Below are 22,360 nucleotides of genomic sequence, written 5' to 3'. Positions count from 1 at the left end.
CATGCCGAACCGCCTGGCCGCGGCGACCAGCCCGTACCTGCTCCAGCACGCCGACAACCCGGTGGACTGGTGGCCGTGGGGCGAGGAGGCGTTCGCCGAGGCCCGCCGCCGGAACGTGCCGGTGCTGCTGTCGGTGGGCTACGCCGCCTGCCACTGGTGCCACGTGATGGCGCACGAGTCCTTCGAGAACCCGGTGGTCGCCGAGCTGATGAACGCCGGGTTCGTCAACGTCAAGGTCGACCGCGAGGAGCGGCCGGACGTGGACGCGGTCTACATGGAGGCCACCCAGGCGATGACCGGCCACGGCGGCTGGCCGATGACCTGCTTCCTCACCCCGGAGGGCGAGCCGTTCCACTGCGGCACCTACTACCCGCCGCAGCCGCGCCCCGGCTACCCGTCCTTCCAGCAGCTGCTGGCCGCGGTGGTGGAGGCCTGGACCGAGCGCGGCGAGGAGGTGCGCGAGGCGGCCCGCTCGGTGGTGGCCCAGCTGACCGAGGCCGCCCGGCCGCTGCCACAGTCCACTGTGGACGGTGATGTGCTGGCGCACGCGGTGACCGCGCTGGCCCAGGAGTTCGACGACACGCACGCCGGATTCGGTGGCGCGCCGAAGTTCCCGCCGTCGATGGTGCTGGAGTTCCTGCTCCGCCACCACGAGCGCACCGGCTCCACTGAGGCGCTCTCGCTGGCCGAGCGCACCTGCGAGGCGATGGCCCGCGGTGGCCTGTACGACCAGCTCGGCGGCGGTTTCGCCCGTTACAGCGTGGACGCCGCCTGGGTGGTGCCGCACTTCGAGAAGATGTTGTACGACAACGCCTTGCTGCTGCGGGTCTACACCCACCTGGCCCGCCGCACCGGTTCCGCGCAGGCCAGGCGGGTGGCGGTGGAGACCGCGGAGTTCCTGCTCACCGACCTGCACACGCTGCAGGGCGGCTTCGCCTCCTCGCTGGACGCCGACACCAACGGCGTGGAGGGCCTGACCTACGCCTGGACCCCGGCCCAGCTGACCGAGGTGCTCGGCGCCGAGGACGGCGCCTGGGCGGCGAACCTGTTGCGGGTGACCGAAAGCGGCACCTTCGAGGACGGCATGTCCACCCTCCAGTTGCTCGCCGACCCGGACGACCCGGCCCGCTGGCAGCGGGTGCGCGCCGCACTCCGCGAGTCCCGCGCCACCCGTCCGCAGCCCGGCCGCGACGACAAGGTGATCACTGCCTGGAACGCGCTGGCCATCGCCGCGCTGGCCGAGGGCGGCGCCTACTTCGACCGTCCACAGTGGATCGACGCGGCGGTGTTCGCCGCCGACCTGTTGCTGGGCACGCACCTGGTGGACGGCAGGCTGCGCCGCGGCTCCCGCGAGGGCGCGGTGGGTGAGGCAGTCGGCGTGCTGGAGGACTACGCCAACACCGCCGAGGCGTTCCTGGTGCTGCACCAGGTCACCGGTCAGCCCAGCTGGCTGGCGCACGCCACCGACCTGCTGGACACCGCCCTGGCCCAGTTCGCCGACCCGGACCACCCCGGCGTCTTCTTCGACACCGCCGCCGACGCGGAAAAACTGGTCCGCCGCCCCAGCGACATCTCCGACAACGCCACCCCCAGCGGCGCCGCGGCCCTGGCCGGCGCCCTGCTCACCGCCTCCGTGCTGACCGGCTCGGACCGCGCGAGCACCTACCGCGTGGCCGCGGAGAGCGCGCTGAGCCGCGCCGGGGTGCTGGCCGCCCGCGCACCCCGGTTCGCGGGTTGGTGGCTGGCCGTGGCCGAGGCGGCCCAGCACGGCCCGGTGCAGGTCGCCGTGGTCAGCTCCGGCGCGGACAACCGCCGCTGGGAACTGCTGGCCGCCGCCCGCGCCGCCCTGCCCGCCGGCGCGGTGCTCATCGGCGGCGAGCCGGACGAGCCCGGCGTCCCGCTGCTCACCGGCCGCCCACTGGTCAACGGCACCGCGGCCGGGTACGTCTGCCGCGGCTACGTGTGCGAGCGCCCGGTCACCTCAGTGGTGGAGCTGACCAGCGCCATCCGCCGCGCCGTCCAGCCCTGAGCCGCCCGGCCCCTCCTCCAGCCTCGGCGGCGCCGCGAAGGTGGCGCCGCCGAAGTCCGGCGGGCTGGCGAACCGCGAGCCGGTCAGGCTGACCAGCCCGCCGAACCGGCAGCCGGCGAAGTCGGCCCGGTCGGCGAAGACGGCCATGCAGTGCACCGCCCCGCCGAAGGCCGCCTGGCCGAATTCGGCGGCCCGCTCGAACCTGGCCTGGGCCAGCTTCACCTTGTCCCGCACCACGATCGCGGCGAACCCCGCGGTCTGCCGGAACCGGGTGCGGTCCGCGGTCAGCTCGCCCATGCCGGCCCGCTCGAAGTGCGCGGGCCCGTGGAAGACCGCGTCGCTGAGCACGAGCTTGCCCAGCACCCGCACCCCGCGCAGGGTGCACGGCCCCTCCAGCACCGCGCCGCTGAGGTCCAGACCGGCCAGGGTCACCTCGGTCAGCGCCAGCCCGTGCAGCGTGGTGTCGGACAGGTCCAGCAGCACCGGCCTGCCCTGGTGCGCCCGCAACACCCGGTCCAGCACCTTCTGCGCCTCCCTGCGCAGGTGCCGCGCCCCCGGCTCCTGCGCCGGGATCGCCTGCCGGAGGAAGACGCACACGATGTCGACGACCTGCTGCGCCATGGCCGGTCGCGCCGCGGCGATCCCGGCCAGCGCGTACAGCGCGCCGACCCGCACCTGGGCGGCCGCGTGACCCAGCAGCTCCACGGTGCCCACGAAGCCCTCGTCGGCCACCCGCTGCAGGTCGCGCTCGTGCTTGAGCTGGTCCAGCTCGTGCCGCTGGAGCTCCAGCGCCTGCCGCTGTCGCTCGGTCTCCGCCTTCTCCCGCTCCAGCTGCCCGCGTTCCTCCTCCACCCGCCTGCGCCGGTCGGCCAGCCACGCGGTGTACCCGGCCAGCACCGCGCTGACCAGCGCCGTGCCCGCCAGCATCGCGCTCTGGCCGATCTCCTGGCCGCTGGCCAGCAGCCAGGCCACCGTGCCGGCCAGTGGCAGGAAGGCCACGCCGAGCACCGCCAGCGGCAACCGCTCCCCGCGCCAGCGCCGCCCGCTCATCGCCGGTCCAGCAGTTCCCCCGCGCTGCGCACCAGCAGCCTGGCATCGGCCCTGACCAGCGTGGTGTGCGTGCCGGTGGCGTAGACCAGGTGCCGGCCGTGCCGCTGCCCGTCGTTGACCAGCAGCTGCCGTTCGACGCGCCGCGGCGTGCCCCAGCGCTCCCGCACCGTGCCGCCGATCTGCGCCCGGCGCACCACCGGATCGGTCACCAGCGGGGCCAGCACACCGCGGTCCGCCTTGGACAGCGGCCGCTCCCAGGGATCGGGGCCGCCCACGGTGGCCGCGCGCAGCTGCGCGGTGGGCACGGACAGCTGGCGCAGCGTGCCGCGCGGGTGCTCCGGCAGCTCGGCCACCAATGCCGCGGCCAGCCCGGTGTCCCGCACCGACCGCAGGGTCAGCCCCTCGGGGGAGAGCACCGCCAGCCCGGCCTGCTCCGCCCCGCCGGCCGCGGCCAGCGCGCGCACCCAGCCGCCCCGGCCGATGAGCCGCAGGTCCAGCGACCGGCTGTGCTCGGCCAGCAGCCGGATGAGCGCCAGCACGTCCTCGGCGATCCGCCGCTGGTCCCGGTATCCCTTGGCGGACAACTCGTCCAGCCCCCGCCGCAGGCAGGCGGCCCGGTCGGGGTAGTCGCCGGTCTCCGGCGCCAGGTCCAGCACCACCGGCTGCGGCCGGTCCCCGTGCACGGCCTGCCACAGCGTGCTGAAACCCAAGCGGGACAACGGTTCTCGGCACAGGTACGACATCGCCGCCTACTCGCCGATCACCGGGGGCGCCACGGTCAGGTCGGAGCTGAACGGGTCGTCCGGATCCGCCGCGACGTGCCGCAGGTAGCCCTGCTCCGGTTCGTCCCACGGCGGTGGCGGCGGCGCGGGCGGCGGGACCGGGGCGGGCGCGGCGGGCAGCGCGCCCATCGGCCCGAAGTTCGGCAGCGGCAGCGGTTCGGTCTCTGTCTCGGCCGCGCGCACCGGCGCCGTAGGCCGGACCGCGGGCGGCTGTGGTCGGCCGACGGGTTGGCTGGGCAGCCCGAACAGCACCGCCCGCTCGTACCCGCCCAGCACGTCCCGCGCCCGGTCGGTGACCTGCCGGAGCTGGGTCTCCGCGCCGTGCAGGTCCGGCGTGTGCAGCCAGGCCGCGCCGGTGGTGTCCAGGAACCCGGTGCTGTGCGCGGGCGGTGGTGGCAGCTGGGCAGGCACGCTGGCCCGCACCAGGCCGAACTCACCGGCCACGGTGGCGAGCAGCTCCCTGGCCGCGGCGGCCTGCGCCTGCGCGTCGACCAGCAGCGCGCTGGCCGCGTGGGCGACCTCGGTGGCCACCACCGCGCCCCGGTCGGTGTTCTGCCGGGCGAACTCGGCGAAGCTCCGGTGGTAGTCGGTGCGCAGCTCGTCCAGCTCGGCCCAGATCCGCTGCCAGTGCTCGGCGGCCTGGTACAGCGGACCGGCGCCGGGGCCGGTGTGCACATCGGCGCAGACACGCGCGATGGGTGCCTCGGCCCACCAGAAAAGCCCCTCGTTCCAGGTATTCACGATTCCCCCCGGCCCCTAAGATCCGCTTATTTGTCGCCCGGTGAACCCGGAGCGTGCGAATTGTCACGCTCCACTGATCGGTAATCGGTTGCCATGTTCTCGGCGGCGCTCAGTTGCCTCCGCAGTTCGATGATCGCCTGGTCCATCTCGGCCAGGAAGGAGCCGGGTCCCCGGTCCACCAGGTCGCGATACCTGGCCATCGCCAGGCCGCTGACCGGGTCTTTCGCCGGTGGCGTCAGCCTGGCCGCGTGCAGCCCCCTGCTGCGCAGCGACTCGAGCCGGTCGAGCAGCCGGCGGAGCCGCGCGCTGAGCGCGGCCGCGCTTTCCGGGCTGATCCGCACGGTGGCCCCGGAATCGGGAGATGCCATCCGGTGTCCTTTCCCGACAGTCGAGAAAGGAGACACTACGTCACCGGACCGGCCAGGAAAAGCGTTGTCAGCTGGCCAGCATTCCCTGGTGAATGCGCGCGAACTCGGCCGGGTCCACCGCGGCCGGATCGTCCAGCAGTGCCAGCACCGCGCCGCGCGGGGTCAGCCGCAGCCCGGCAGGCGGGTTGGGCAGCATGTCGGCGCGCTCGGCGTTGAAGTAGGTCCACCAGCCCAGCCAGTCCGGCCACTGCCCCGGCGCGGGCACGCCGTCCGGCTGGGACTCGGTGAGCAGCCCGGACACCCGGTCCCAGGACAGCTCGTCCTCCACCCGCCCGAACACCGCGTCGAACCGCTCGGCCAGGTGCACCCACAGCTCGGTCAGCCCCCGGTGCAGCAGCCGGTAGCCGTCGGCTTCCGGTCGTGGCTCGCGCCAGGTGTGCGCGGCGTCCAGGGTCAGGCAGACCGAGTCCGGGGTGGTGCTCAGCAGCAGGTCGGTCTCCTCGGCTGACCACAGCGGCACGTCCCAGCGACCGATGGCCAGCCCGTCCAGCAGCTCCTTGCGGCTGATGGCCAGCCGCGGCCCCAGCCGCCAGCCCCAGGCCGCCAGCTCGGCCAGCAGCTCCTCCGCCCGCGCGGCGGTCAGCGGCGTGGCGAAGTGCAGTTGCCAAGACCAGTCGGACCCCATGCCCCATCTTCACTGTTCTCCACGGGCGAACGCGACCGCGAAACGAAGTACTCGCCGAACGAGTTGGTAGAGGTGTAAGCATGTAATCAGTGCAACGAGGACAAGAGGAGAAAGCCATGGGGCACCGACACAGCGGCAAGGAAGCGGCGGGCTGGTTCGCGGGCAGACTGCCGGACGGCTGGTTCACCGGCCCGCCCGAGGTCATCGTGGACCGCGAGGAGATCACCATCCTCGGCGAGCTCCAGCCCCTGGACGGCGACTACCCGGACGAGGCCGAACGCGCCGCGGCCGAGGCGGGCCGCATCGCCCGCTGGCGCGAGCAGACCCGCGCGGAACGCATCGACATCGCCCGCCAGGCCGAGCACCGCTACGGCCGCAAGGTCGCCTGGGCGGCCCGCCTCGGCGGCACCGAGGAACGCTTCACCCGGCTCTCCGTCCCGGTGATGACCCGCCTCCGCCAGCCCGAACGCCTGGTGCTGGACACCCTGGTGGACGCGGGCGTGGCCCGTTCCCGCTCGGAGGCGCTGGCCTGGGCGGTGCGGCTGGTGGGCGAGCACGCCGACGAGTGGCTCGGCGAGCTGCGCGAGGCGATGACCAAGGTCGACGAGCTGCGGGCCAAGGGGCCGGGGCTCTGAGGAAGGGGATGCCGGGGTGCGGGCAGGCGGCGGGCGCCCGCACCCCGGCAAGTCGCTACGGGAAGAGCACCAGCCAGACCGCGATGTAGTGGCAGACCGCGGCCAGCGCGGTGGCCGCGTGGAAGAACTCGTGGAAGCCGAAGACCTCGGGCCACGGGTTGGGCCGGCGGATGCCGTACATGATGCCGCCGACGGTGTAGAACAGGCCGCCGACCAGCAGCAGCACCAGTGCCGTGATCCCGCCGCGGGAACCCAGCTCCGGCAGCACGAAGATGGCCACCCAGCCCAGCGCGATGTAGATCGGCACGCCCAGCCAGCGGGGGGCCTCCGGCCAGGCCAGCTTCAGCGTCACCCCGGCCAGCGCGCCGCCCCAGACCACGGCCAGGATCACGCTGCCCAGGCCGGGATCCATGGCCAGCAGGCAGAACGGGGTGTAGGTGCCCGCGATGAACAGGAAGATCATCGAGTGGTCCAGGCGGCGCATCCAGCGCAGCGCGCCCTCGGTCACCCAGGTGCGCCGGTGGTACAGCGCGCTGATGCCGAACAGGCCGAGGATGGTCACCGTGTAGATCGAGGTGGCCAGGGCCGCCCGGGCGGAGACCGAGCTGGCCACCGCGATCAGCGTGCCGCCCGCGACCAGCGAGACGAAGAAGGACCACAAGTGGATCCAGCCGCGCATCCGCGGCTTGCTGACCTGGGCCGGGGGATTGGGAAGGGTCGCGGATGACACCTGTCAAGGTTACGGCACCGTAGGTTACGCACTGGTTATGTTGTGGTCAGCTGCACATCACTCAGCCGGTGAGGTTGCGGTGATCGACCAGGATGCAGCGGTCGGCCACCACGTCCAGCCCGGCAGCGGCCGCCTTCCGGCAGGACTCCTCCTCGACGATGCCGAGCTGGAGCCACAGCGCACCCGCGCCGACCTCGATGGCCTGCTCGGCCACCGGCGGGACCGACTCGGGGCGGCGGAAGACGTCCACGATGTCGATGTGCTCCGGCACCGAGGCCAGGTCCGGGTAGACCTGCATGCCGCGGAACTCGCGCAGGGCCGGGTTCACCGGGAACACCCGGAAACCCTGCTGGTGCAGGTACTGCGCGATCTGATGGCTCGGCCGGTCCGGCCGGGCGCTGACGCCGACCACGGCCACGGTGCGGGCGGTGCGCACGAGCCGTGCGATCACCTCGGGGTCCTGCCACTGGGGGTGCACACGAACAGTGTGCCTGGGTATCGGCGTACGCTGCGCGGACGTGGGTGTACGTCAGCGAGTACGCGATCTGCTCGAAATCGGTTACGAGTGGCGGCTGCGCCGTGGCCTGATCGGGGTGGAACATCCCCGCCACGTCGGCGTGATCCTGGACGGAAACCGCAGGTGGGCCAAGGAAGCGGGACTCGTCGACGTCAACGACGGGCACCGGATCGGCGCGCAGAAGATCGAGCAGATGCTCGGCTGGTGCCGTGAGGTCGGCGTCGAGGTGGTCACCCTGTGGCTGCTCTCCACCGACAACCTGGACCGGCCGCCGGAGGAGCTGAACCCGCTGCTGGACATCATCGCCGGCGTGGTGGACGAGCTCACCGAGCCCGGCACCGGCCTGCGGGTGCGCATCGTGGGCGCGCTGGACCTGCTGCCCACCGAGACCGCGGCGCGGCTGTCCGCGGCGGCGCTGCGCACCAGGGACCGCGACGGCATGGAGGTCAACGTCGCGGTCGGCTACGGCGGCCGCAGGGAGATCGCCGACGCGGTGCGCAAGCTGCTGCTCCAGCACGCCGAGGCAGGCACCACCATCGAGGAACTGGCCGAGGTCCTCGACGTCGACCACATCGCCGAGCACCTCTACACCTCCGGCCAGCCCGACCCCGACCTGCTCATCCGCACCTCCGGCGAACAGCGCCTCTCCGGCTTCCTGCTCTGGCAGTCCGCGCACTCGGAGTTCTGGTTCTGCGAGGCATACTGGCCGGAGTTCCGCCGCATCGACTTCCTGCGCGCGCTGCGCGCCTACGCCGCCCGGCACCGGCGTTTCGGCTCGTAGTCCCAGACCGCTGGCGTAGGGTCCGCGCGGTGGAGGGACATCAGCTCGTACGCGAGTACCTGTTGCTCGGCCTGCGGTTCGACCGCCTGGTCGACGGTTTCGTCGACGCCTACACCGGCGATCCCGCGCTGCGGCGGCAGGTGCTCGCCGAAGCCCGCCCCGATCCGGAGGCACTGGCCGCCAGGGCCAGGGAGCTGCGCGCGGAGCTGGTCGGCATCAACCTCGAACCGGAACGCGTCGCCTTCCTGGACGCGCACCTGGTCGCGCTGGAGTGCTCCGGCCGCAAGCTCGCCGGGGAAGCGGTCTCCTTCGTCGAGGAGGTCGAGGCCTACTTCCAGGTCCGGATCACCCCCGGCGAACAGGACGACTACCGCGCCGCGCACGCCGAGCTGTCGGACCTGCTGCCCGGCGAGGGCTCGCTGGAAACCCGCCTGAGCACCTTCCGCGCCCGAGACCTGGTCCCCCCGGACAAGCTGGAACCCGCGGTGCACGCCCTCTCCAGCGCGCTGCGCGACGAGGTCCGCGGCACCTTCGGCCTGCCGGAGCAGGAGGTCGTCGACTACGAGATCGTCGCGGACAAACCGTGGAGCGGCTTCAACTACTACCTCGGCGACTACCACTCCAGGGTCGCCATCAACGCCGACCTCGGCCACCGCATGGCCAACCTCCCGCACCTGGTCGCGCACGAGTCCTACCCCGGCCACCACACCGAGCACTGCCGGAAGGAAGCGGGCCTGGTCGGCACCCTCGGCCAGACCGAACAAACGATCTTCCTGGTCAACACCCCGCAATGCCTGATGGCCGAAGGCCTCGCCGACCTGGGCCTGCACGCCGTCATCGGCTCCGGCTGGGGCACCTGGACCCAGGAGATCGTTGGTGACCTGGGCCTGCGCATGGAAGGCGAACAACAGGAACGCCTCGAAGGCGCCCTGGGCAAGCTCGCCACCGTCCGCCAGGACGCCGCCCTCATGCTGCACGACCGGGGCGCCGACGTGGACGAGGTCGCCATGTTCCTGCGCCGCTGGCTGCTGTGCACCGACGCCCGCGCCCGGCAGATGATCCGGTTCCTGTCGGACCCGCTGTGGCGGGCCTATACGACGACGTATGTGGAGGGGTACCGGCTGTTGCGGACGTGGTTGAACGCGCGGCCTTCGGGGGAGACGGTGGCGGAGCGGTATCGGCGGTTGCTGGATGAGCCGTTGATTCCGGCTGGGGTGCGGGCGGAGATCGCGGCGGACATTCCGGCGGTGCCGAGGGTCGGGTGAGCGCTCCGGCCGGTTCGCTGGCCGGAGTCAATGTGACCGGTCGTCTTAGGGGTGCGGGGCTGGGCGGGCGGGAGCGAATCCGGGCGGAGTCGCGCGTGGGAGATTTAAGACGACCGGTCACATTCAGCAGCTGCGTGAGACGACCGGTCACATTCGCGGGCTGCATGAGACGACCGGTCATATTCGTGGGCTTCACGAGACGACCGGTCACATTCGCGAGCTGTACGAGACGACCGGTCACATTCACCACGGGTTGAAGACGACCGGTCATATTCGCAGCTAACTCAAGACGACCGGTCACATTGCCAGCCGGGCGGTCGAGGTGCCAGGCGTGCTGTGCCGACCATCGGCGAGGTGAGCGAGACTGCCGGGTGTCAGCCACCCACCAACCAGAAAGCACGGTGAGATGACCGGTCACATTCCAGGGCGGGTGCTGTGCGTTGGACTGGCCACCCTCGACGTCCTGCACCGCGTCCCCGACTTCCCTGCCCCCAACCGCAAGGTCACCGCCACCCGCCAGGACGTCGCCGCTGGTGGTCCCGCATGTAACGCCGCGGTTACCGCCGCCGCCACCGGATCCGCCGTCACTCTCCTGACCGCACTCGGAGATCACCCGTTGGCACGTCTCATCCGCCAGGAACTGGCTGGTTTCGGTATAACCGTGCGTGACTGCACGCCCGACCGGCAGCTGCCGCCCGCGGTCTCCGCGATCACCGTGCACGAGCGGACCGGGGACCGGAACATCGTGTCCACCGACGCGGGCGGGGTGTCCGCGAGGCCGCCGGCGGACCTGTCCGCTCTGCTTGCCGCGGCCGACGTTGTGCTCATCGACGGCCACCATCCGGACCTGGCCGGGGCCGCCGTCCGGGCCAGTGCGCCAGTGGTCTTCGACGCGGGGCGGTACCGGCCGCACCATGACGAACTGCTCGCCGCCGCCGATGTGGTGATCTGCTCCGGGGACTACCGACTCCCTGGTCAGGACGGTCGGGCGGACACGCTGGCGGCGTTGCGGGGGATCGTGCGGACCGGGGCGATGACCGCGGGCGGGGAGCCGATCGTCTACTGGGACCAGGGGCTGGGGACCGGGGAAGTGGCCGTGCCGCGGGTGCCGGTGCGGGACACGCTGGGGGCGGGGGACGCCTTGCACGGGGCGTTCGCGAGCTCGGTGGCGGAGCGGGGCTGGGTGGCCGCGGAGCTGGCGGAGCACCTGGCTTGGGCGGCGGGGGTGGCTTCGGTGCGGGTGCGGTATCCGGGGCCTCGGGACTGGCTGCGGCATGTACCCAGGGTGACCGAAAAGCGACAATAGGGACATTTCGGCTGGTTGTGGTCGCGCTATGTGTGCAGTACGTAGCGTTGCGGTGACAATTAACCAAATCACCTGTGTGGCTTCATGCCGATTGTTGGTGGCCGCAGGTAGCTTGCCAGTGACGGGTCGACCCGATCGACTCGTCCAGGGAGGCCCTGGTCGTGACGTCTACGCGCACGCGGGGGCCGGCACCCGGCCCTTGTGGCCGTGTGTTCCGACGCTGAAGCCATCAGCGTCGACGAACACCGACCCGCAGGGTAGTGCCTGGCCCACCGAGCACCGAACGCGGGTGCCGCGTTCGTGAGGGAGTTGCCGTGAGCGCACGACGGTCCCCAGCACAGTCCTCGACCCGTTCCGCCCGCAGCGGTGCCCGCCGTGCGACAGCCTCCAAGGGCTGTATGTACGTGCTGGACACCTCGGTGCTGCTGTCCGACCCCTGGGCGATCACCCGGTTCGCGGAGCACCAGGTGGTGCTGCCGCTCGTGGTGATCAGCGAGCTCGAGGGGAAGCGACACCACCCGGAGCTGGGCTGGTTCGCTCGCGAGGCACTGCGCTTGCTCGACGACCTCCGCGTACTGCACGGAAGGTTGGACTCGCCGGTCCCGATCGGCGAGGAGGGCGGCACCCTCCACGTGGAACTGAACCACTCGGATCCGGATGTCCTGCCTTCCGGCTTCCGCACCGACTCCAACGACGCTCGCATCCTCGCCTGCGCGTTGAACCTGGCCGCGGAGAACAACCAGGTCACCCTGGTCACCAAGGACATGCCGCTGCGGGTCAAGGCCAGTGCGGTGGGGCTGGCCGCCGACGAGTACCGGGCCCAGGACGTCACGCCGTCCGGCTGGACCGGCACGGCTGACCTGGAGGTCGGCTCGCACGTGGTGGACACGCTGTACAAGGAGAGCGTGGTCGACCTGGACGAGGCGCGCGATCTGCCGTGCCACACCGGGTTGCGGCTGCTCGCCGGGACCGCGAGCGCGCTGGGCCGGGTCACCCCGGACAAGCGGGTGCGGCTGGTCCGCGGCGACCGCGAGGCATTCGGGCTGCACGGCCGCTCGGCCGAGCAACGGATCGCGCTGGACCTGTTGCTGGACCCCGAGGTCGGCATCGTCTCCCTCGGCGGGCGGGCCGGCACCGGCAAGTCCGCGCTGGCGCTGTGCGCCGGTCTTGAGGCGGTGATGGAACGGCGGCTGCACCGCAAGGTGGTGGTGTTCCGGCCGGTCTACGCCGTCGGCGGCCAGGAGCTGGGCTACCTGCCGGGCAGCGAGAACGAGAAGATGATGCCCTGGGCCCAGGCGGTGTTCGACACGCTGGGCGCGATGGTCAGCAAGGACATCATCGACGAGGTGCTCGACCGCGGCATGCTGGAGGTGCTGCCGCTGACCCACATCAGGGGCCGGTCGCTGCACGACTCCTTCGTGATCGTGGACGAGGCCCAGTCGCTGGAACGCAACGTGCTGCTGACCGTGCTGTCCCGGCTGGGCACCGGCTCCAGGGTGGTGCTGACCCACGACGTGGCGCAGCGGGACAACCTGCGGGTCGGCCGGCACGACGGCATCGCGGCGGTGATCGAGAAGCTGAAGGGGCATCCGCTGTTCGCGCATGTCACCCTCACCCGCTCGGAGCGCTCGCCGATCGCGGCACTGGTCACCGAGATGCTGGAGGGCGACTACATGAGCTGAGGCGAGGGCGGGCGGCACGGGCTCGTGCCGCCCGCCCCGCGCTCATCGGCCGATCGGCAGGCCGGGAGTGGCCGATCGGCCAGGTAGACAGTGGCCGTACTGCCGATCCGCTGGTGGGCGGCGCCGGGCGATAGTGGTCCCAGAACACGGCGAGCCCGAGGAGACCACATGATCGAGATGGTGCTGACCTGGACCGGAGCCGTGCTGAGCGTGCTCGTCCTGGTCCTGATGGTGCTGCCGGTCATGGTGGACGGCACGGGCAGGGCGGCGAAGCGTGCCAAGCCGGCTCGGGGGCCGGAGCACGCCGGGGTGCAACCCGCGGTTCGCGCCGCGGGACCGATCGCCGCCTGACGCGGGGAGACAACCAGCCGGACCGCTCGGGGCGGTCCGTTGCCCACGGACCCCATGCCTCCTTCGGGGGGAGGCATGGGGTCCGTTTTGCCTTCGCTACCAACCGGTCGGCAGGGGGCGGCCCTCGGCGAAGCCGGCCGCGGACTGCACGCCCAGCAGCGCGCGCTGGTGGAACTGCTCCACCGTGGTCGCGCCCGCGTAGGTGCAGGAGGAGCGGACGCCGGAGCAGATCGCGTCCAGCAGGTCCTCCACGCCGGGACGCAGCGGGTCCAGGCGCATCCGGGAGCTGGAGATGCCCTCCTCGAACAGGCCCTTGCGAGCCCGGTCGAAGGCCGAGTCGGTGCGGGTGCGGGCGCTGACCGCGCGCTTGGAGGCCATGCCGAAGGACTCCTTGTACAGCCTGCCCTGCTCGTCCTGGTGCAGGTCGCCCGGCGACTCGTAGGTGCCGGCGAACCAGGACCCGATCATCACCGAGCTGGCGCCGGCGGCCAGTGCGAGCGCGACGTCACGGGGGTGCCGGACGCCGCCGTCGGCCCAGATGTGCTTGCCGTACTTGCTGGCCTCCACGGCGCATTCGGCGACCGCGGAGAACTGCGGGCGGCCGACGCCGGTCATCATCCGGGTGGTGCACATCGCGCCGGGGCCGACCCCGACCTTGACGATGTCCGCGCCGGCCTCGATCAGGTCCCTGGTCCCCTCGGCGGTGACCACGTTGCCCGCGGCCACCGGCACCGAGGGCGCCAGTGCGCGCACCGCCTTCAGTGCGGTGAGCATCTTCTCCTGGTGGCCGTGCGCGGTGTCCACGACCAGCGTGTCCACCCCGGCGGCCAGCAGCGCCTCGGCCTTGGCCGCCACGTCGCCGTTGACGCCCATGGCCGCGGCCACCCGGAGCCTGCCCTGCTCGTCCAGTGCCGGGCGGTAGATGTCCGCGCGCAGTGCGCCGACCTCGGTCAGCACTCCGGCCAGGCGGCCGTCGGCGTCCACCGCCAGGGCCAGGTTGGCCGGGCGGCCGTGCAGCTTCTCGAAGACCTCGCGGGGCTGCGCGGTCAGCGGCAGCACCAGCATGTCCTCGTCGAGCACGTCGGCGACCCGCGCGAAGCGGTCCACCCCGGTGCAGGCGGCCTCGTTCACCACGCCCAGCGGGGTGCCCTCGGCGTCGACCACGACCACCGCGCCGTGCGCCCGCTTGTGCAGCAGGTTCAGCGCGTCGGCCACGGCCGCGCCGGCGTCCACCACCAGCGGCGTGTCCCACACCGGGTGCCTGCCCTTGACCCAGGAGACGATCTCGGCGACCGCCTCCGGGGCCACGTCCTGCGGCAGCACGGTGATGCCGCCGCGCCGGGCGATGGTCTCGGCCATCCGGCGGCCGGCCACCGCGGTCATGTTGGCCACCACGATCGGGATGGTGGCGCCGGTCCCGTCCACAGTGGACAGGTCGACGTCGAACCTGGACACGACGCCGGAGCGCCGCGGGACCAGGAAGACGTCGTCATAGGTCAGGTCGTATCCGGGGGTGACCCCGTCCAGGAAGCGCACGACAGCCCAGGATACGGACTCGCGCGCTTCCCGGACCGAGGTTCACATCACTGGAACCAGTCCGCGTGGTCCTGGACCCACTGCCGGTAGGACAGCGCGGGGCGGCCCAGCACCCGCTCCACCGTGTCGGTCACCTCGTCCGGCCGCCTGCTGGCCTCGGCCCGGTAGCCCTCGATCATGGTGATCACGTCGTCCGGCCAGCCCTGCGCCCGGAAGAACGCCACCGCCTCCGCCGGGGTCTGCTCACGGAACTTCAGCTCCCGCCCGAGCACCTCGCCGATGATCCGCACCAGTTCGACCCTGGTGTGCGTTTCCGGGCCGGTCAGGCTGTACCTGGCATAAAGGTGACCGTCCTCCAGCAATGCCGCGATGCCCACCTCGGCGATATCCCGTTCGTGGATGGGCGCCATCGCGGCCTGCGGATAGGCGCCATAGGCGACCCCTTCCAGTTTGATGGTCTCGGCCCATTCGCCGGTGTTCCCGGCGAACATTCCGGGCCGCAGGTGGGTCCATTCCAGCCCGGTGTCCTCCACCGCCTGCTCGACCCGCAGGTGCTCGTCCCCGGCCTCCTTGTTGGTGCGCAGCCGCTGCACCGTCGAGGAGGAGGACAGCGTCACGATCCGCCGGACCCCGGCCTCCTTGACCTTGCCCAGGAAATATTCCAACCGCGCGAAGTGCGGAAACAGGTACAGCTTGTCCACGCCCTCCAGTGCGGGCAGGAAGGTGTCCGGGTCGTTGATGTCGGCCTGCCGGACGTCGGCCGCCCCCGGCAGGTTCGCCTGCCCGGGGTCCCTGGTGGTGGCGCGCACCTGTTCACCCCTGGCCAGCAGGCCGTCCACCACGTGCCTGCCGACCGAGCCGGTCGCGCCGGTCACCAGAATCGTCATAAGTCCCTCCAGTGCGTTTGATTTCCTCGGCGACCCTAGCCAGAAAAATCGCCTACACGCACATAGGACTTTGCTAACGAAAATACAGCGAAACTATTTGACGGATCGCGATTTTTGCTGTCTGCGGCCGATGATCAGAGCGGTTCGCCGTCCAGCAGCGGCTCGAACCGGCGGTAGGCGGCGTAGTCGCGGAAATGGCGGGTGTAGACCTCGGCGCCGTCGCCGAGCTGCTGGTCCGGCACCTCGGCCACGTCCACCACCTCGGCCAGCCGCCAGCGCACCAGCTCGCCGTCGCCGTTGCGGTACTCGGTCTCGCCGTCCCGGCCGTGCTGCGCCGCGCGTGCCCGCGCCGACTCCAGCGAGTCGGCGTCGAGCAGCACGATGTTCTCCTGGTACAGCGGGTCCTTGCCCTCGGCCAGCGAGCACAGGACGATCACCGCGCAGAACCGTGTCATGTCCGCGACAGTAGGTGGTCCAGGCTCGCCCTTCCGGCTCCGGCGCAGGCCAGCAGGGTGGCCAGGCCGAGCATCAGGGCCAGTCCGCCGAGCAGTTCGACCACGGCGGTCGCGGGCGCTTTGCCCACCGCGCCGCGATGAGCACCGCGAATACCACCGGAATCCCGCGCATTGCGGAAAAGCGCATCAGGGCAGCAATGCGCGGACCGCGTCGATGGTGTCCGCGTCCGCCGCCTCCTTGTCCGGCCGGTAGCGCAGCACGCGGGCGAAGCGCAGGGCCACGCCGCCCGGGTAGCGCGGGCTGACCTGGACCCCGTCCAGCTCGATCTCCACCACCAGCTCCGGCCGCACGTACACCGTGTAGTCGTCGGTGCTGGTGGCCAGTTTCCGGAGCTCGGTGGTCTGCCAGGCCAGCAGTTCGTCGGTGAGGCCCTTGAAGGTCTTGCCCACCATCACCGGTGGGCCGCCGTCCGGGTCGCGGGCGCCCAGGTGCAGGTTGGACAGTGTGCCGGTTCTTCTGCCGTGGCCCCATTCCGCGGCCAGCACCACCAGGTCCAGGGTGTGCACCGGTTTGACCTTCTGCCAGGACTTGCCCCGGCGGCCCGCCGCATAGGGCGAGTCGAGGGACTTGACCATCACGCCCTCGTGGCCCGCGGCCAACGCGTTGTCCAGCAGGGTGGCCGCCGCTGATGGGTCCATTGTGGACGGTATGCGGCGGTCGCCGACGAGAGCGTCCAAAGTGGACAGTCGGTCGCGCAGGGGTGCGTCGAGGTAGTCCACGCCGTCCAGGTGCAGCAGGTCGAAGAAGTACGGGTGCAGCAGGAGTTCCCTGGCCGAGGTGGCGCCGAAGCGGCTCATCGTCTCCTGGAACGGGCGCGGGCGGCCGTCGTCGGTCAGGGCCAGGGTCTCGCCGTCGAGCACCACCGAGGTGCAGGGCAGGCCGAGCACCACCTCGATCAGCTCCGGCACCGAGGCGGTGATCTCGCGCAGGGTGCGGGTGAACACGCGCACCGCCTCGCCGTCGCGGTGCACCTGGATGCGGGCGCCGTCCAGCTTGTACTCCACGCTGACCTCGCCCAGCTCGGCCAGCGCGCTGTCCAGGGACTCCGCAGGGGAGGCCAGCATCGGCCGGATCGGGCGGCCGACCTCCAGCCGGAACTCCGCCAGCGCCGCCTCGCCGCCCGCGCGGGCCGAATCCGCCACCGCGGACAGGTCGCCGCTGAGCATGTGCGCCCGGCGCACCGCGGCCGCCGGCACCTCGAAGGCGGCGGCCACCGCGTCGGCCATCACGCCATCCAGCGCGCCCTGGCGCAGCTCGCCGGTGAGCAGGCGGACCAGGAAGTCCTGCTCCGGCTTGGTCGCCTGGCTGAACAGCGCGGAGAGCAGGTCCTTGCGCCGCTGCGCCGAACCGGAGCCCGCGGTGGTGGCCAGCGCGGACAGGGTGTCGTCCACCGCGTGCAGGGTGAGGCCGGGTTCGGTGGCCGGCACGGTGTCCAGCGCGGTCAGCGAGCGCCAGCCCACGCCGGTGCGGCCCTGCGGCGGCACGCCGATCAGGTAGGCGGTGGCCAGCCGGACGTCGCGGACGTCGGTGGCGCCGCGCAGCAGTGCGGCCAGGGTCTCGATCTTCGCCTTGCGCGCGCGGGTGCCCGCGACCGTGGCGGAGGTGTGCACTAGCTCGGCGAGGCGCATTCCTCCATCTTCACCAGGTCACCGACATTTCGCGCGATGTGCGCCACGGCCGCGCGCAGCCGGTCGGCCGACAGCGCGGCGTAGCCCAGCACGAGGCCGGGGTAGGGCGCGGGCACCGGCGGGTGCGCGTAGCCGGAGAGCGCGGGCGCGTTGATCCCGGCCGCGGCCAGCCGGGCGGACAGCGCGGCGTCGTCGGTGCCCTCGGGCAGCCGGACCACCAGGTGCAGGCCGGCCGCGATGCCCACGGGGTGCCACTCCGGCAGGTGCTCGGCCAGCGCGGCCAGCAGCGCGTCCCGGCGGCGGCGGTAGAGCAGCCGGGTGCGGCGCAGGTGCCGGTCGTAGCCGCCCTCGCGCAGGAACCGGGCCAGCGCGGCCTGCGGCAGCGGCCCGCAGCCCAGGTCGTGCAGGCGTTTCCGGTCGGCCACCGCGGTGCGCAGGTCGGCGGGCAGCACCAGCCAGCCCAGGCGCAGCGCGGGGGCGAGGATCTTGCTGACGCTGCCGATGTAGGCCACCCGGCTCGGGTCCAGCGACTGGGTCGCGCACACCGTGGGCCGGTCGTAGCGGTGCTCGGCGTCGTAGTCGTCCTCGATCACCACCGCGTCCCGTTCGCGCGCCCAGGCCAGCAGCGCGCGCCGCCGCCGCGGGGCCAACGCGGTGCCCAGCGGGAACTGGTGCGCGGCGGTGACCAGCACCGCCCTGGCGCCGGTTCGGGCCAGCTCGTCCACCTGGATCCCGTCGCAGTCCACCGGCACGGGGACCGGCCGGAGTCCTTGCGCGGCAAGGAGTTCCGCCTGGCCGTGGTGGCTGGGGTTCTCCACCGCGATCTGTGTCAGCCCCCGGTCCCGCAGCACCTGGGCGAGCAGCGCGAGGGCCTCGGCGGCCCCGTGCGTGACGGTGATCCCGGCCGGGTCGGTGACCACCGAGCGGACCCGGCCCAGGTACCCGGCCAGCTCCGCGCGCAGCTCGGTCAGGCCGCTGGGCTCGGGGTAGCCCAGCGCGGAGTCAGGCATCTCGTTGAGCGCGGCCCTGGTCGCGGCCAGCCAGGCGGCGCGCGGGAAGGCGCCCAGCGCGGGCAGTCCCGGCCGCAGGTCGAACCGCCACTGCGGCGCGGCGGCCGGTGCGGGCGCCGGGGACTCGGCCGGGCCGACCGCCTCGGCGACCCGGGTGCCGGAGCCGTGCCTGGCCACCAGGTAGCCCTCGGCGACCAGCTGTTCGTAGCTCGCGGTGACCGTGCCCCTGGACAGCCCGAGCTGGGCGGCCAGGTCCCGGCTGGAGGGCAGCCGCACGCCCGGCCGCAGCCGCCCGTCCCGCACCATCTCCCGGATCGCCTGTTCCAGGGACTTGCCGCGGGCGCCCGGCCCGGACACGGCGGGGAGCAGCAGCTCCCGCAAAGTGGTCCAATCCTTCGCCATCGAAGTGGAGCTTATGGCCAGACCACTTCCAGAGCCAGGCTTCCGCCATGACCACCTCGAAGTCCACTGGTCTCGCCCTGGCAGGCGGGATGGCCGCGCTGTGCCTGGTCGGCGGCGCGGTGCCGGTCAACGGGCTGCTCGGCGCGTACCCGGTGCTGTCCGCGCAGGCCATCCGGTACGCCATCGGCGCGCTCGCGCTGCTCGGCTGGCTGCTGTGGCGCGGCGGCCTGCCCAGGGTGACCGGCCGGGACGTGCTGGCGCTGGTCGCACTCGCGGTCACCGGCATGGTCGGGTTCAACGTGGCCATCATCGAGGGCCAGCGCTACGCCGAACCCGGTTTTGTCGCCGCCATCATCGGCGGATCGCCGCTGGTCATCGCGCTTGTGGTGCCGCTGGCCCTTGGCAGGCGGCCGCGGCTGACCGCGGTGCTGGGCGCCGGGCTGGTCTTCGCCGGGGTGCTGGTGATCTCCGGCGGCGGGCGCTGGTCGCTGCCGGGACTGGGCCTGGCGCTGCTGGCCATGCTCGGCGAGGCCGGGTTCACCCTGTTCGCGGTGGGGGTGGTGCGCCGGATCGGCGGCATCGCCACCTCGGCCTACGCCTGCGTGATCGCGGCCGTGGGCAGCGCGCTGCTGAGCATGCTGGTCAGCGACAACCCGTGGCCCGCGCCGACCGCGGTGGAGTGGACCGCGCTGGTGGTGCTCGGCCTGCTGGTCACCGCGGTGGCCTTCGGGCTGTACTACCGCTGCGTGTCCGTGGTCGGGCCGGAGCGCTCGGGCGTGCTGGCCGGGCTGATCCCGGTGTCCGGACTCGTGGTCTCCGTGCTGCTGGGCGCGCAGCCGCTCACCCTGACCTCGGCGGCGGGCGCGCTGACCGTGGCCGCGGGTTGTGCCCTCGGCCAGCGCGCCCAGCTGTTCAGCGGCCGCCGTGCGCCATCTTCAGCACGTCCAGAGCCTCGTCCAGCTGTGCGAGCGTGAGCTTGCCCGCCTCCACGTGCCCGCGCGCCAGCACCACCTCGCGGATGGTCTTGCGCTCCTTGAGGGACTGCTTGGCGATCGAGGCCGCCTCCTCGTAGCCGAGGTAGCGGTTGAGCGGGGTGACCACCGAGGGCGAGGACTCGGCGTACTCGCGCAGCCGGTCCACGTCCGGTTCGGCCCCGGCGACCACCTTGTCCGCGAGCAGCCGGGCCACCGCGCCGAGCAGCCGGGCCGACTCCAGCACGTTGCGGGCCATCACCGGCATCATCACGTTCAGCTCGAAGTTGCCCGCCGCGCCGGCGAAGGCCACCGTGCCGTCGTTGCCGATGACCTGCGCGGCCACCATCATGGCCGCCTCGCAGATCACCGGGTTGACCTTGCCGGGCATGATCGAGGAGCCCGGCTGCAGGTCCGGCAGGTGCAGCTCGGCCAGGCCGGTGCGCGGGCCGGAACCCATCCAGCGCAGGTCATTGGCGATCTTGAACAGGCTCACCGCGACCGTCTTGAGCTGCCCGGAGACCTCGACCAGGCCGTCCCGCGCGCCCTGGGCCTCGAAGTGGTCGGCCGCCTCGGTCACCGGCAGCGCGGTGGACTTGATCAGCTCCTCCACCACGGCCGCGCCGAACCCGGCCGGGGTGTTGATGCCGGTGCCCACCGCGGTGCCGCCGATGGGCAGCTCGGCCAGCCGGGGCAGCGTGCCGTCCAGCCGCTGCACGCCCAGGCGCACCTGCCGGGCCCAGCCGCCGACCTGCTGGCCGAGGGTGACCGGCACCGCGTCCATCAGGTGCGTGCGCCCGGCCTTGACCACCTCGGCCCACTCACCGGCCCGCCGCTCCAGGGTCTGCGCCAGGTGCGCGAGGCCGGGGATGGTGTCCCGCAGCACGGCCTCGGTGGCGGCCAGGTGGATGGTGGTCGGGAAGACGTCGTTGGAGGACTGGGAGGCGTTGACGTGGTCGTTGGGGTGCACGTCCTGGCCGAGCGCCCGGCTGGCCAGGGTGGCGATCACCTCGTTGGCGTTCATGTTGGAGGAGGTGCCGGAACCGGTCTGGAACACATCGATCGGGAAGTGCCCGTCGTGTCCGCCAGCGGCCACCTCGTCCGCGGCGGTCGCGATCGCCTCGGCGATCTCCGGGCTGAGCACGCCCAGCCGCCCGTTCACCCTGGCCGCGGCCGCCTTGACCAGGCCAAGCGCCCGGATCTGGGCCCGCTCCAGGCCGCGGCCGGAGATCGGGAAGTTCTCCACCGCGCGCTGGGTCTGCGCCCGCCACAGCGCGTCAGCCGGAACCCTGACCTCGCCCATCGTGTCGTGCTCGATCCGGAATCCCTCGTCGCTCATACCCGAATTCTGCGCCTCTTCCGGTTACTGGGCACCGTGGTCCGCACCACCTAGGCTCGAGCGGGTTCCCAGGACTGGCTAGAGAGCAGGTGTCAATGAGCGCACCGTCCGAGCACAGCCGAACCGAGGTCGACCTGTTGATCGTCGGGGCCGGGCCCACCGGACTGTTCGCGGCTTACTACGCGGGCTTCCGGGACCTGTCCACCGCACTGGTGGACTCGCTGCCCGAACCGGGCGGCCAGGTCACCGCGATGTACCCGGAGAAGATGATTTTCGACGTCGCCGGGTTCCCCGCGGTCCGCGGGCGCGACCTGATCGGCGCGCTGGTCGAGCAGGCGGCCCAGTACAAACCGAACTACCTGTTGAACCGCAAGGCCCGCACACTGTCCACAGTGGACGGTGGCGGGTTCGACGTCGGCCTGGCCGACGGCAGCGTGATCCGCGCGGGGGCGGTCCTGATCACCGCGGGGCTGGGCGAGTTCCGGCCCCGGCCACTACCGGTGGGCGAGGACTGGTTCGGGCGCGGGCTGTCCTACTTCGTGCCCGTGCTGGAGGTGCACCGGGACCAGGACGTGGTGGTGGTCGGCGGCGGCGACTCCGCCTTCGACTGGGGGCTGGCCCTGCACCCGATCGCGCGCAGCGTCACCCTGGTGCACCGGCGGGCCGCCTTCCGCGCGCACCAGGCCACCGTCCGGCAGGTCCGCGAGCTGGGCGTGCCGATCCTGACCGACGCCGAGGTGGCCGCGATCCGCGGCGGCGCGGGCATCGAGGAGGTCGAACTGTCCTTCAAGGACGGCGACCACAAGGTGCTGCCCGCGCAGGCGGTGGTGGCCGCGCTCGGCTTCACCGCCGACCTCGGCCCGCTGGAGACCTGGGGCCTGGAACTGGAGAAGCGCACGGTCCTGGTGGACAGCACCGGCCGCACCAACCGCGATCTGGTCTATGCCGCAGGCGATGTGGCCACCTACCCCGGCAAGGTCCGGCTGATCGCCACCGGCTTCGGCGAGGCGGCCACCGCGGTGAACAACATCGCGGTCGCGCTCAACCCGGACGCGCACCTGTTCCCTGGCCACTCCAGCAACATGCCCTGAGCCACAACGGAAAACGGCCCCGGTCACCTCGACCGGGGCCGTTCGTCCTCAGTGGACC

General features: G+C 72.3%; 23 protein-coding genes. 9 read left to right on the top strand and 14 right to left on the bottom strand.

Translation table 11 applies throughout. From position 1 onward, the window contains the following. The first annotated feature begins 1 nt into the window (after position 1). Positions 2-2,029, top strand: coding sequence for a thioredoxin domain-containing protein (locus N8J89_RS37175; RefSeq protein ID WP_283661601.1), 2,028 nt, complete (start codon positions 2-4; stop codon positions 2,027-2,029). Here N8J89_RS37175 and N8J89_RS37170 read toward each other — a convergent pair. From N8J89_RS37170 to N8J89_RS37150, 5 genes are all read right to left on the bottom strand, one after another. Next, positions 1,982-3,079, bottom strand: a complete 1,098-nt coding sequence (locus N8J89_RS37170; protein ID WP_283661600.1) for a pentapeptide repeat-containing protein — start codon at positions 3,077-3,079, stop codon at positions 1,982-1,984. The genes N8J89_RS37175 and N8J89_RS37170 overlap by 48 nt on opposite strands. After that, complete coding sequence (locus N8J89_RS37165; RefSeq protein WP_283661599.1) at positions 3,076-3,789, bottom strand: ESX secretion-associated protein EspG; 714 nt, start codon at positions 3,787-3,789, stop codon at positions 3,076-3,078. The genes N8J89_RS37170 and N8J89_RS37165 overlap by 4 nt, the downstream gene beginning before the upstream one ends. 39 nt (positions 3,790-3,828) lie before the next feature. Next, positions 3,829-4,602: a hypothetical protein gene (locus tag N8J89_RS37160; RefSeq protein ID WP_283661598.1), complete on the bottom strand. Its 774-nt coding sequence runs from the start codon at positions 4,600-4,602 to the stop codon at positions 3,829-3,831. Positions 4,603-4,628: 26 nt separating this feature from the next. Next, positions 4,629-4,970, bottom strand: a complete 342-nt coding sequence (locus N8J89_RS37155; protein ID WP_283661597.1) for a hypothetical protein — start codon at positions 4,968-4,970, stop codon at positions 4,629-4,631. A 67-nt stretch (positions 4,971-5,037) separates the two neighbouring features. Beyond that, positions 5,038-5,655 carry a hypothetical protein gene (locus N8J89_RS37150; RefSeq protein ID WP_283661596.1) on the bottom strand — a complete coding sequence of 206 codons (618 nt, stop codon included), beginning with the start codon at positions 5,653-5,655 and terminating at the stop codon, positions 5,038-5,040. Between the two features lie 116 nt (positions 5,656-5,771). Between N8J89_RS37150 and abmR the strand changes: the two genes are divergently transcribed. Then, entirely contained in the window at positions 5,772-6,290 is a 519-nt protein-coding gene (abmR, locus tag N8J89_RS37145) for an ATP-binding transcription factor AbmR (protein ID WP_283661595.1), read from the top strand. A 55-nt stretch (positions 6,291-6,345) separates the two neighbouring features. Here abmR and trhA read toward each other — a convergent pair whose 3' ends face one another. After that, positions 6,346-7,020, bottom strand: coding sequence for a PAQR family membrane homeostasis protein TrhA (gene trhA / locus N8J89_RS37140; RefSeq protein ID WP_283661594.1), 675 nt, complete (start codon positions 7,018-7,020; stop codon positions 6,346-6,348). 61 nt (positions 7,021-7,081) lie between these two features. Further along, complete coding sequence (locus N8J89_RS37135) at positions 7,082-7,471, bottom strand: CoA-binding protein (RefSeq protein ID WP_283661593.1); 390 nt, start codon at positions 7,469-7,471, stop codon at positions 7,082-7,084. Positions 7,472-7,538: 67 nt separating this feature from the next. On the opposite strand from N8J89_RS37135, the gene N8J89_RS37130 reads away from it, so the two are divergent. The 5 genes from N8J89_RS37130 to N8J89_RS37110 all read left to right on the top strand — a co-directional run bounded on the left by N8J89_RS37130 (position 7,539) and on the right by N8J89_RS37110 (position 12,922). Further along, positions 7,539-8,318 (top strand): isoprenyl transferase, encoded by a 780-nt coding sequence (locus N8J89_RS37130; RefSeq protein ID WP_283661592.1) that lies wholly within the window; start codon positions 7,539-7,541, stop codon positions 8,316-8,318. 29 nt (positions 8,319-8,347) lie between these two features. Continuing rightward, positions 8,348-9,583 carry a DUF885 domain-containing protein gene (locus N8J89_RS37125; protein ID WP_283661591.1) on the top strand — a complete coding sequence of 412 codons (1,236 nt, stop codon included), beginning with the start codon at positions 8,348-8,350 and terminating at the stop codon, positions 9,581-9,583. Between the two features lie 406 nt (positions 9,584-9,989). Beyond that, the gene (locus N8J89_RS37120) at positions 9,990-10,889 is read left to right on the top strand and encodes a PfkB family carbohydrate kinase (RefSeq protein ID WP_283661590.1); all 900 of its coding nucleotides are present in this window, start codon (positions 9,990-9,992) and stop codon (positions 10,887-10,889) included. Between the two features lie 398 nt (positions 10,890-11,287). Next, positions 11,288-12,571, top strand: a complete 1,284-nt coding sequence (gene phoH2, locus N8J89_RS37115; RefSeq protein WP_283661589.1) for an RNA 5'-3' helicase PhoH2 — start codon at positions 11,288-11,290, stop codon at positions 12,569-12,571. Positions 12,572-12,739: 168 nt separating this feature from the next. Next, positions 12,740-12,922 (top strand): hypothetical protein, encoded by a 183-nt coding sequence (locus N8J89_RS37110; RefSeq protein ID WP_283661588.1) that lies wholly within the window; start codon positions 12,740-12,742, stop codon positions 12,920-12,922. Between the two features lie 96 nt (positions 12,923-13,018). Here the strand turns inward: N8J89_RS37110 and guaB1 are convergent, their stop codons facing one another. The 6 genes from guaB1 to pdxR all read right to left on the bottom strand — a co-directional run bounded on the left by guaB1 (position 13,019) and on the right by pdxR (position 18,901). Beyond that, positions 13,019-14,458, bottom strand: coding sequence for a GMP reductase (guaB1, locus tag N8J89_RS37105; protein WP_283661587.1), 1,440 nt, complete (start codon positions 14,456-14,458; stop codon positions 13,019-13,021). 47 nt (positions 14,459-14,505) lie between these two features. Continuing rightward, complete coding sequence (locus tag N8J89_RS37100; RefSeq protein WP_283661586.1) at positions 14,506-15,345, bottom strand: NAD(P)H-binding protein; 840 nt, start codon at positions 15,343-15,345, stop codon at positions 14,506-14,508. Positions 15,346-15,479: 134 nt separating this feature from the next. Continuing rightward, positions 15,480-15,800, bottom strand: a complete 321-nt coding sequence (locus N8J89_RS37095) for a DUF4288 domain-containing protein (RefSeq protein ID WP_283661585.1) — start codon at positions 15,798-15,800, stop codon at positions 15,480-15,482. Continuing rightward, positions 15,797-15,928: a hypothetical protein gene (locus N8J89_RS37090; protein ID WP_283661584.1), complete on the bottom strand. Its 132-nt coding sequence runs from the start codon at positions 15,926-15,928 to the stop codon at positions 15,797-15,799. Before N8J89_RS37090 ends, N8J89_RS37095 begins: the two co-directional genes overlap by 4 nt. Positions 15,929-15,986: 58 nt before the next feature. After that, positions 15,987-17,489, bottom strand: a complete 1,503-nt coding sequence (locus N8J89_RS37085) for an ATP-dependent DNA ligase (protein WP_283661583.1) — start codon at positions 17,487-17,489, stop codon at positions 15,987-15,989. Beyond that, complete coding sequence (gene pdxR, locus N8J89_RS37080; RefSeq protein WP_283661582.1) at positions 17,471-18,901, bottom strand: MocR-like pyridoxine biosynthesis transcription factor PdxR; 1,431 nt, start codon at positions 18,899-18,901, stop codon at positions 17,471-17,473. Before pdxR ends, N8J89_RS37085 begins: the two co-directional genes overlap by 19 nt. Before the next feature lie 47 nt (positions 18,902-18,948). Between pdxR and N8J89_RS37075 the strand changes: the two genes are divergently transcribed. Beyond that, a complete protein-coding gene (locus N8J89_RS37075) occupies positions 18,949-19,875 on the top strand; it encodes a DMT family transporter (protein WP_283661581.1) in 927 nt (308 codons plus the stop codon). Here N8J89_RS37075 and N8J89_RS37070 read toward each other — a convergent pair. Further along, on the bottom strand, positions 19,814-21,211 hold the full coding sequence (locus N8J89_RS37070; RefSeq protein ID WP_283661580.1) for a class II fumarate hydratase: 1,398 nt from the start codon (positions 21,209-21,211) through the stop codon (positions 19,814-19,816). The two genes, N8J89_RS37075 and N8J89_RS37070, sit on opposite strands and share 62 nt — an antisense overlap. Positions 21,212-21,306: 95 nt before the next feature. Between N8J89_RS37070 and N8J89_RS37065 the strand changes: the two genes are divergently transcribed. Continuing rightward, positions 21,307-22,302 carry an NAD(P)/FAD-dependent oxidoreductase gene (locus N8J89_RS37065; RefSeq protein ID WP_283661579.1) on the top strand — a complete coding sequence of 332 codons (996 nt, stop codon included), beginning with the start codon at positions 21,307-21,309 and terminating at the stop codon, positions 22,300-22,302. Positions 22,303-22,360: the final 58 nt, after the last annotated feature.

Origin of the sequence: Crossiella sp. CA-258035, assembly GCF_030064675.1 — a bacterium.
GTDB lineage: Bacteria > Actinomycetota > Actinomycetes > Mycobacteriales > Pseudonocardiaceae > Crossiella.
The sequence above is the reverse complement of the archived record's forward strand: the minus strand, read 5'-3'. Positions and strand labels throughout refer to the sequence as shown.

What these genes read in the sequence shown, in the direction of transcription:
- N8J89_RS37175 (WP_283661601.1), top strand. Translation starts at nt 2, where the DNA reads ATGCCGAACCGCCTGGCCGCGGCGACCAGCCCGTACCTGCTCCAGCAC.
- N8J89_RS37170 (WP_283661600.1), bottom strand. Translation starts at nt 3,079, where the DNA reads ATGAGCGGGCGGCGCTGGCGCGGGGAGCGGTTGCCGCTGGCGGTGCTC.
- N8J89_RS37155 (WP_283661597.1), bottom strand. Translation starts at nt 4,970, where the DNA reads ATGGCATCTCCCGATTCCGGGGCCACCGTGCGGATCAGCCCGGAAAGC.
- N8J89_RS37150 (WP_283661596.1), bottom strand. Translation starts at nt 5,655, where the DNA reads ATGGGGTCCGACTGGTCTTGGCAACTGCACTTCGCCACGCCGCTGACC.
- abmR (WP_283661595.1), top strand. Translation starts at nt 5,772, where the DNA reads ATGGGGCACCGACACAGCGGCAAGGAAGCGGCGGGCTGGTTCGCGGGC.
- N8J89_RS37120 (WP_283661590.1), top strand. Translation starts at nt 9,990, where the DNA reads ATGACCGGTCACATTCCAGGGCGGGTGCTGTGCGTTGGACTGGCCACC.
- phoH2 (WP_283661589.1), top strand. Translation starts at nt 11,288, where the DNA reads ATGTACGTGCTGGACACCTCGGTGCTGCTGTCCGACCCCTGGGCGATC.
- N8J89_RS37110 (WP_283661588.1), top strand. Translation starts at nt 12,740, where the DNA reads ATGATCGAGATGGTGCTGACCTGGACCGGAGCCGTGCTGAGCGTGCTC.
- N8J89_RS37100 (WP_283661586.1), bottom strand. Translation starts at nt 15,345, where the DNA reads ATGACGATTCTGGTGACCGGCGCGACCGGCTCGGTCGGCAGGCACGTG.
- N8J89_RS37095 (WP_283661585.1), bottom strand. Translation starts at nt 15,800, where the DNA reads ATGACACGGTTCTGCGCGGTGATCGTCCTGTGCTCGCTGGCCGAGGGC.
- N8J89_RS37085 (WP_283661583.1), bottom strand. Translation starts at nt 17,489, where the DNA reads ATGCGCCTCGCCGAGCTAGTGCACACCTCCGCCACGGTCGCGGGCACC.
- pdxR (WP_283661582.1), bottom strand. Translation starts at nt 18,901, where the DNA reads ATGGCGAAGGATTGGACCACTTTGCGGGAGCTGCTGCTCCCCGCCGTG.
- N8J89_RS37075 (WP_283661581.1), top strand. Translation starts at nt 18,949, where the DNA reads ATGACCACCTCGAAGTCCACTGGTCTCGCCCTGGCAGGCGGGATGGCC.
- N8J89_RS37070 (WP_283661580.1), bottom strand. Translation starts at nt 21,211, where the DNA reads ATGAGCGACGAGGGATTCCGGATCGAGCACGACACGATGGGCGAGGTC.
- N8J89_RS37065 (WP_283661579.1), top strand. Translation starts at nt 21,307, where the DNA reads ATGAGCGCACCGTCCGAGCACAGCCGAACCGAGGTCGACCTGTTGATC.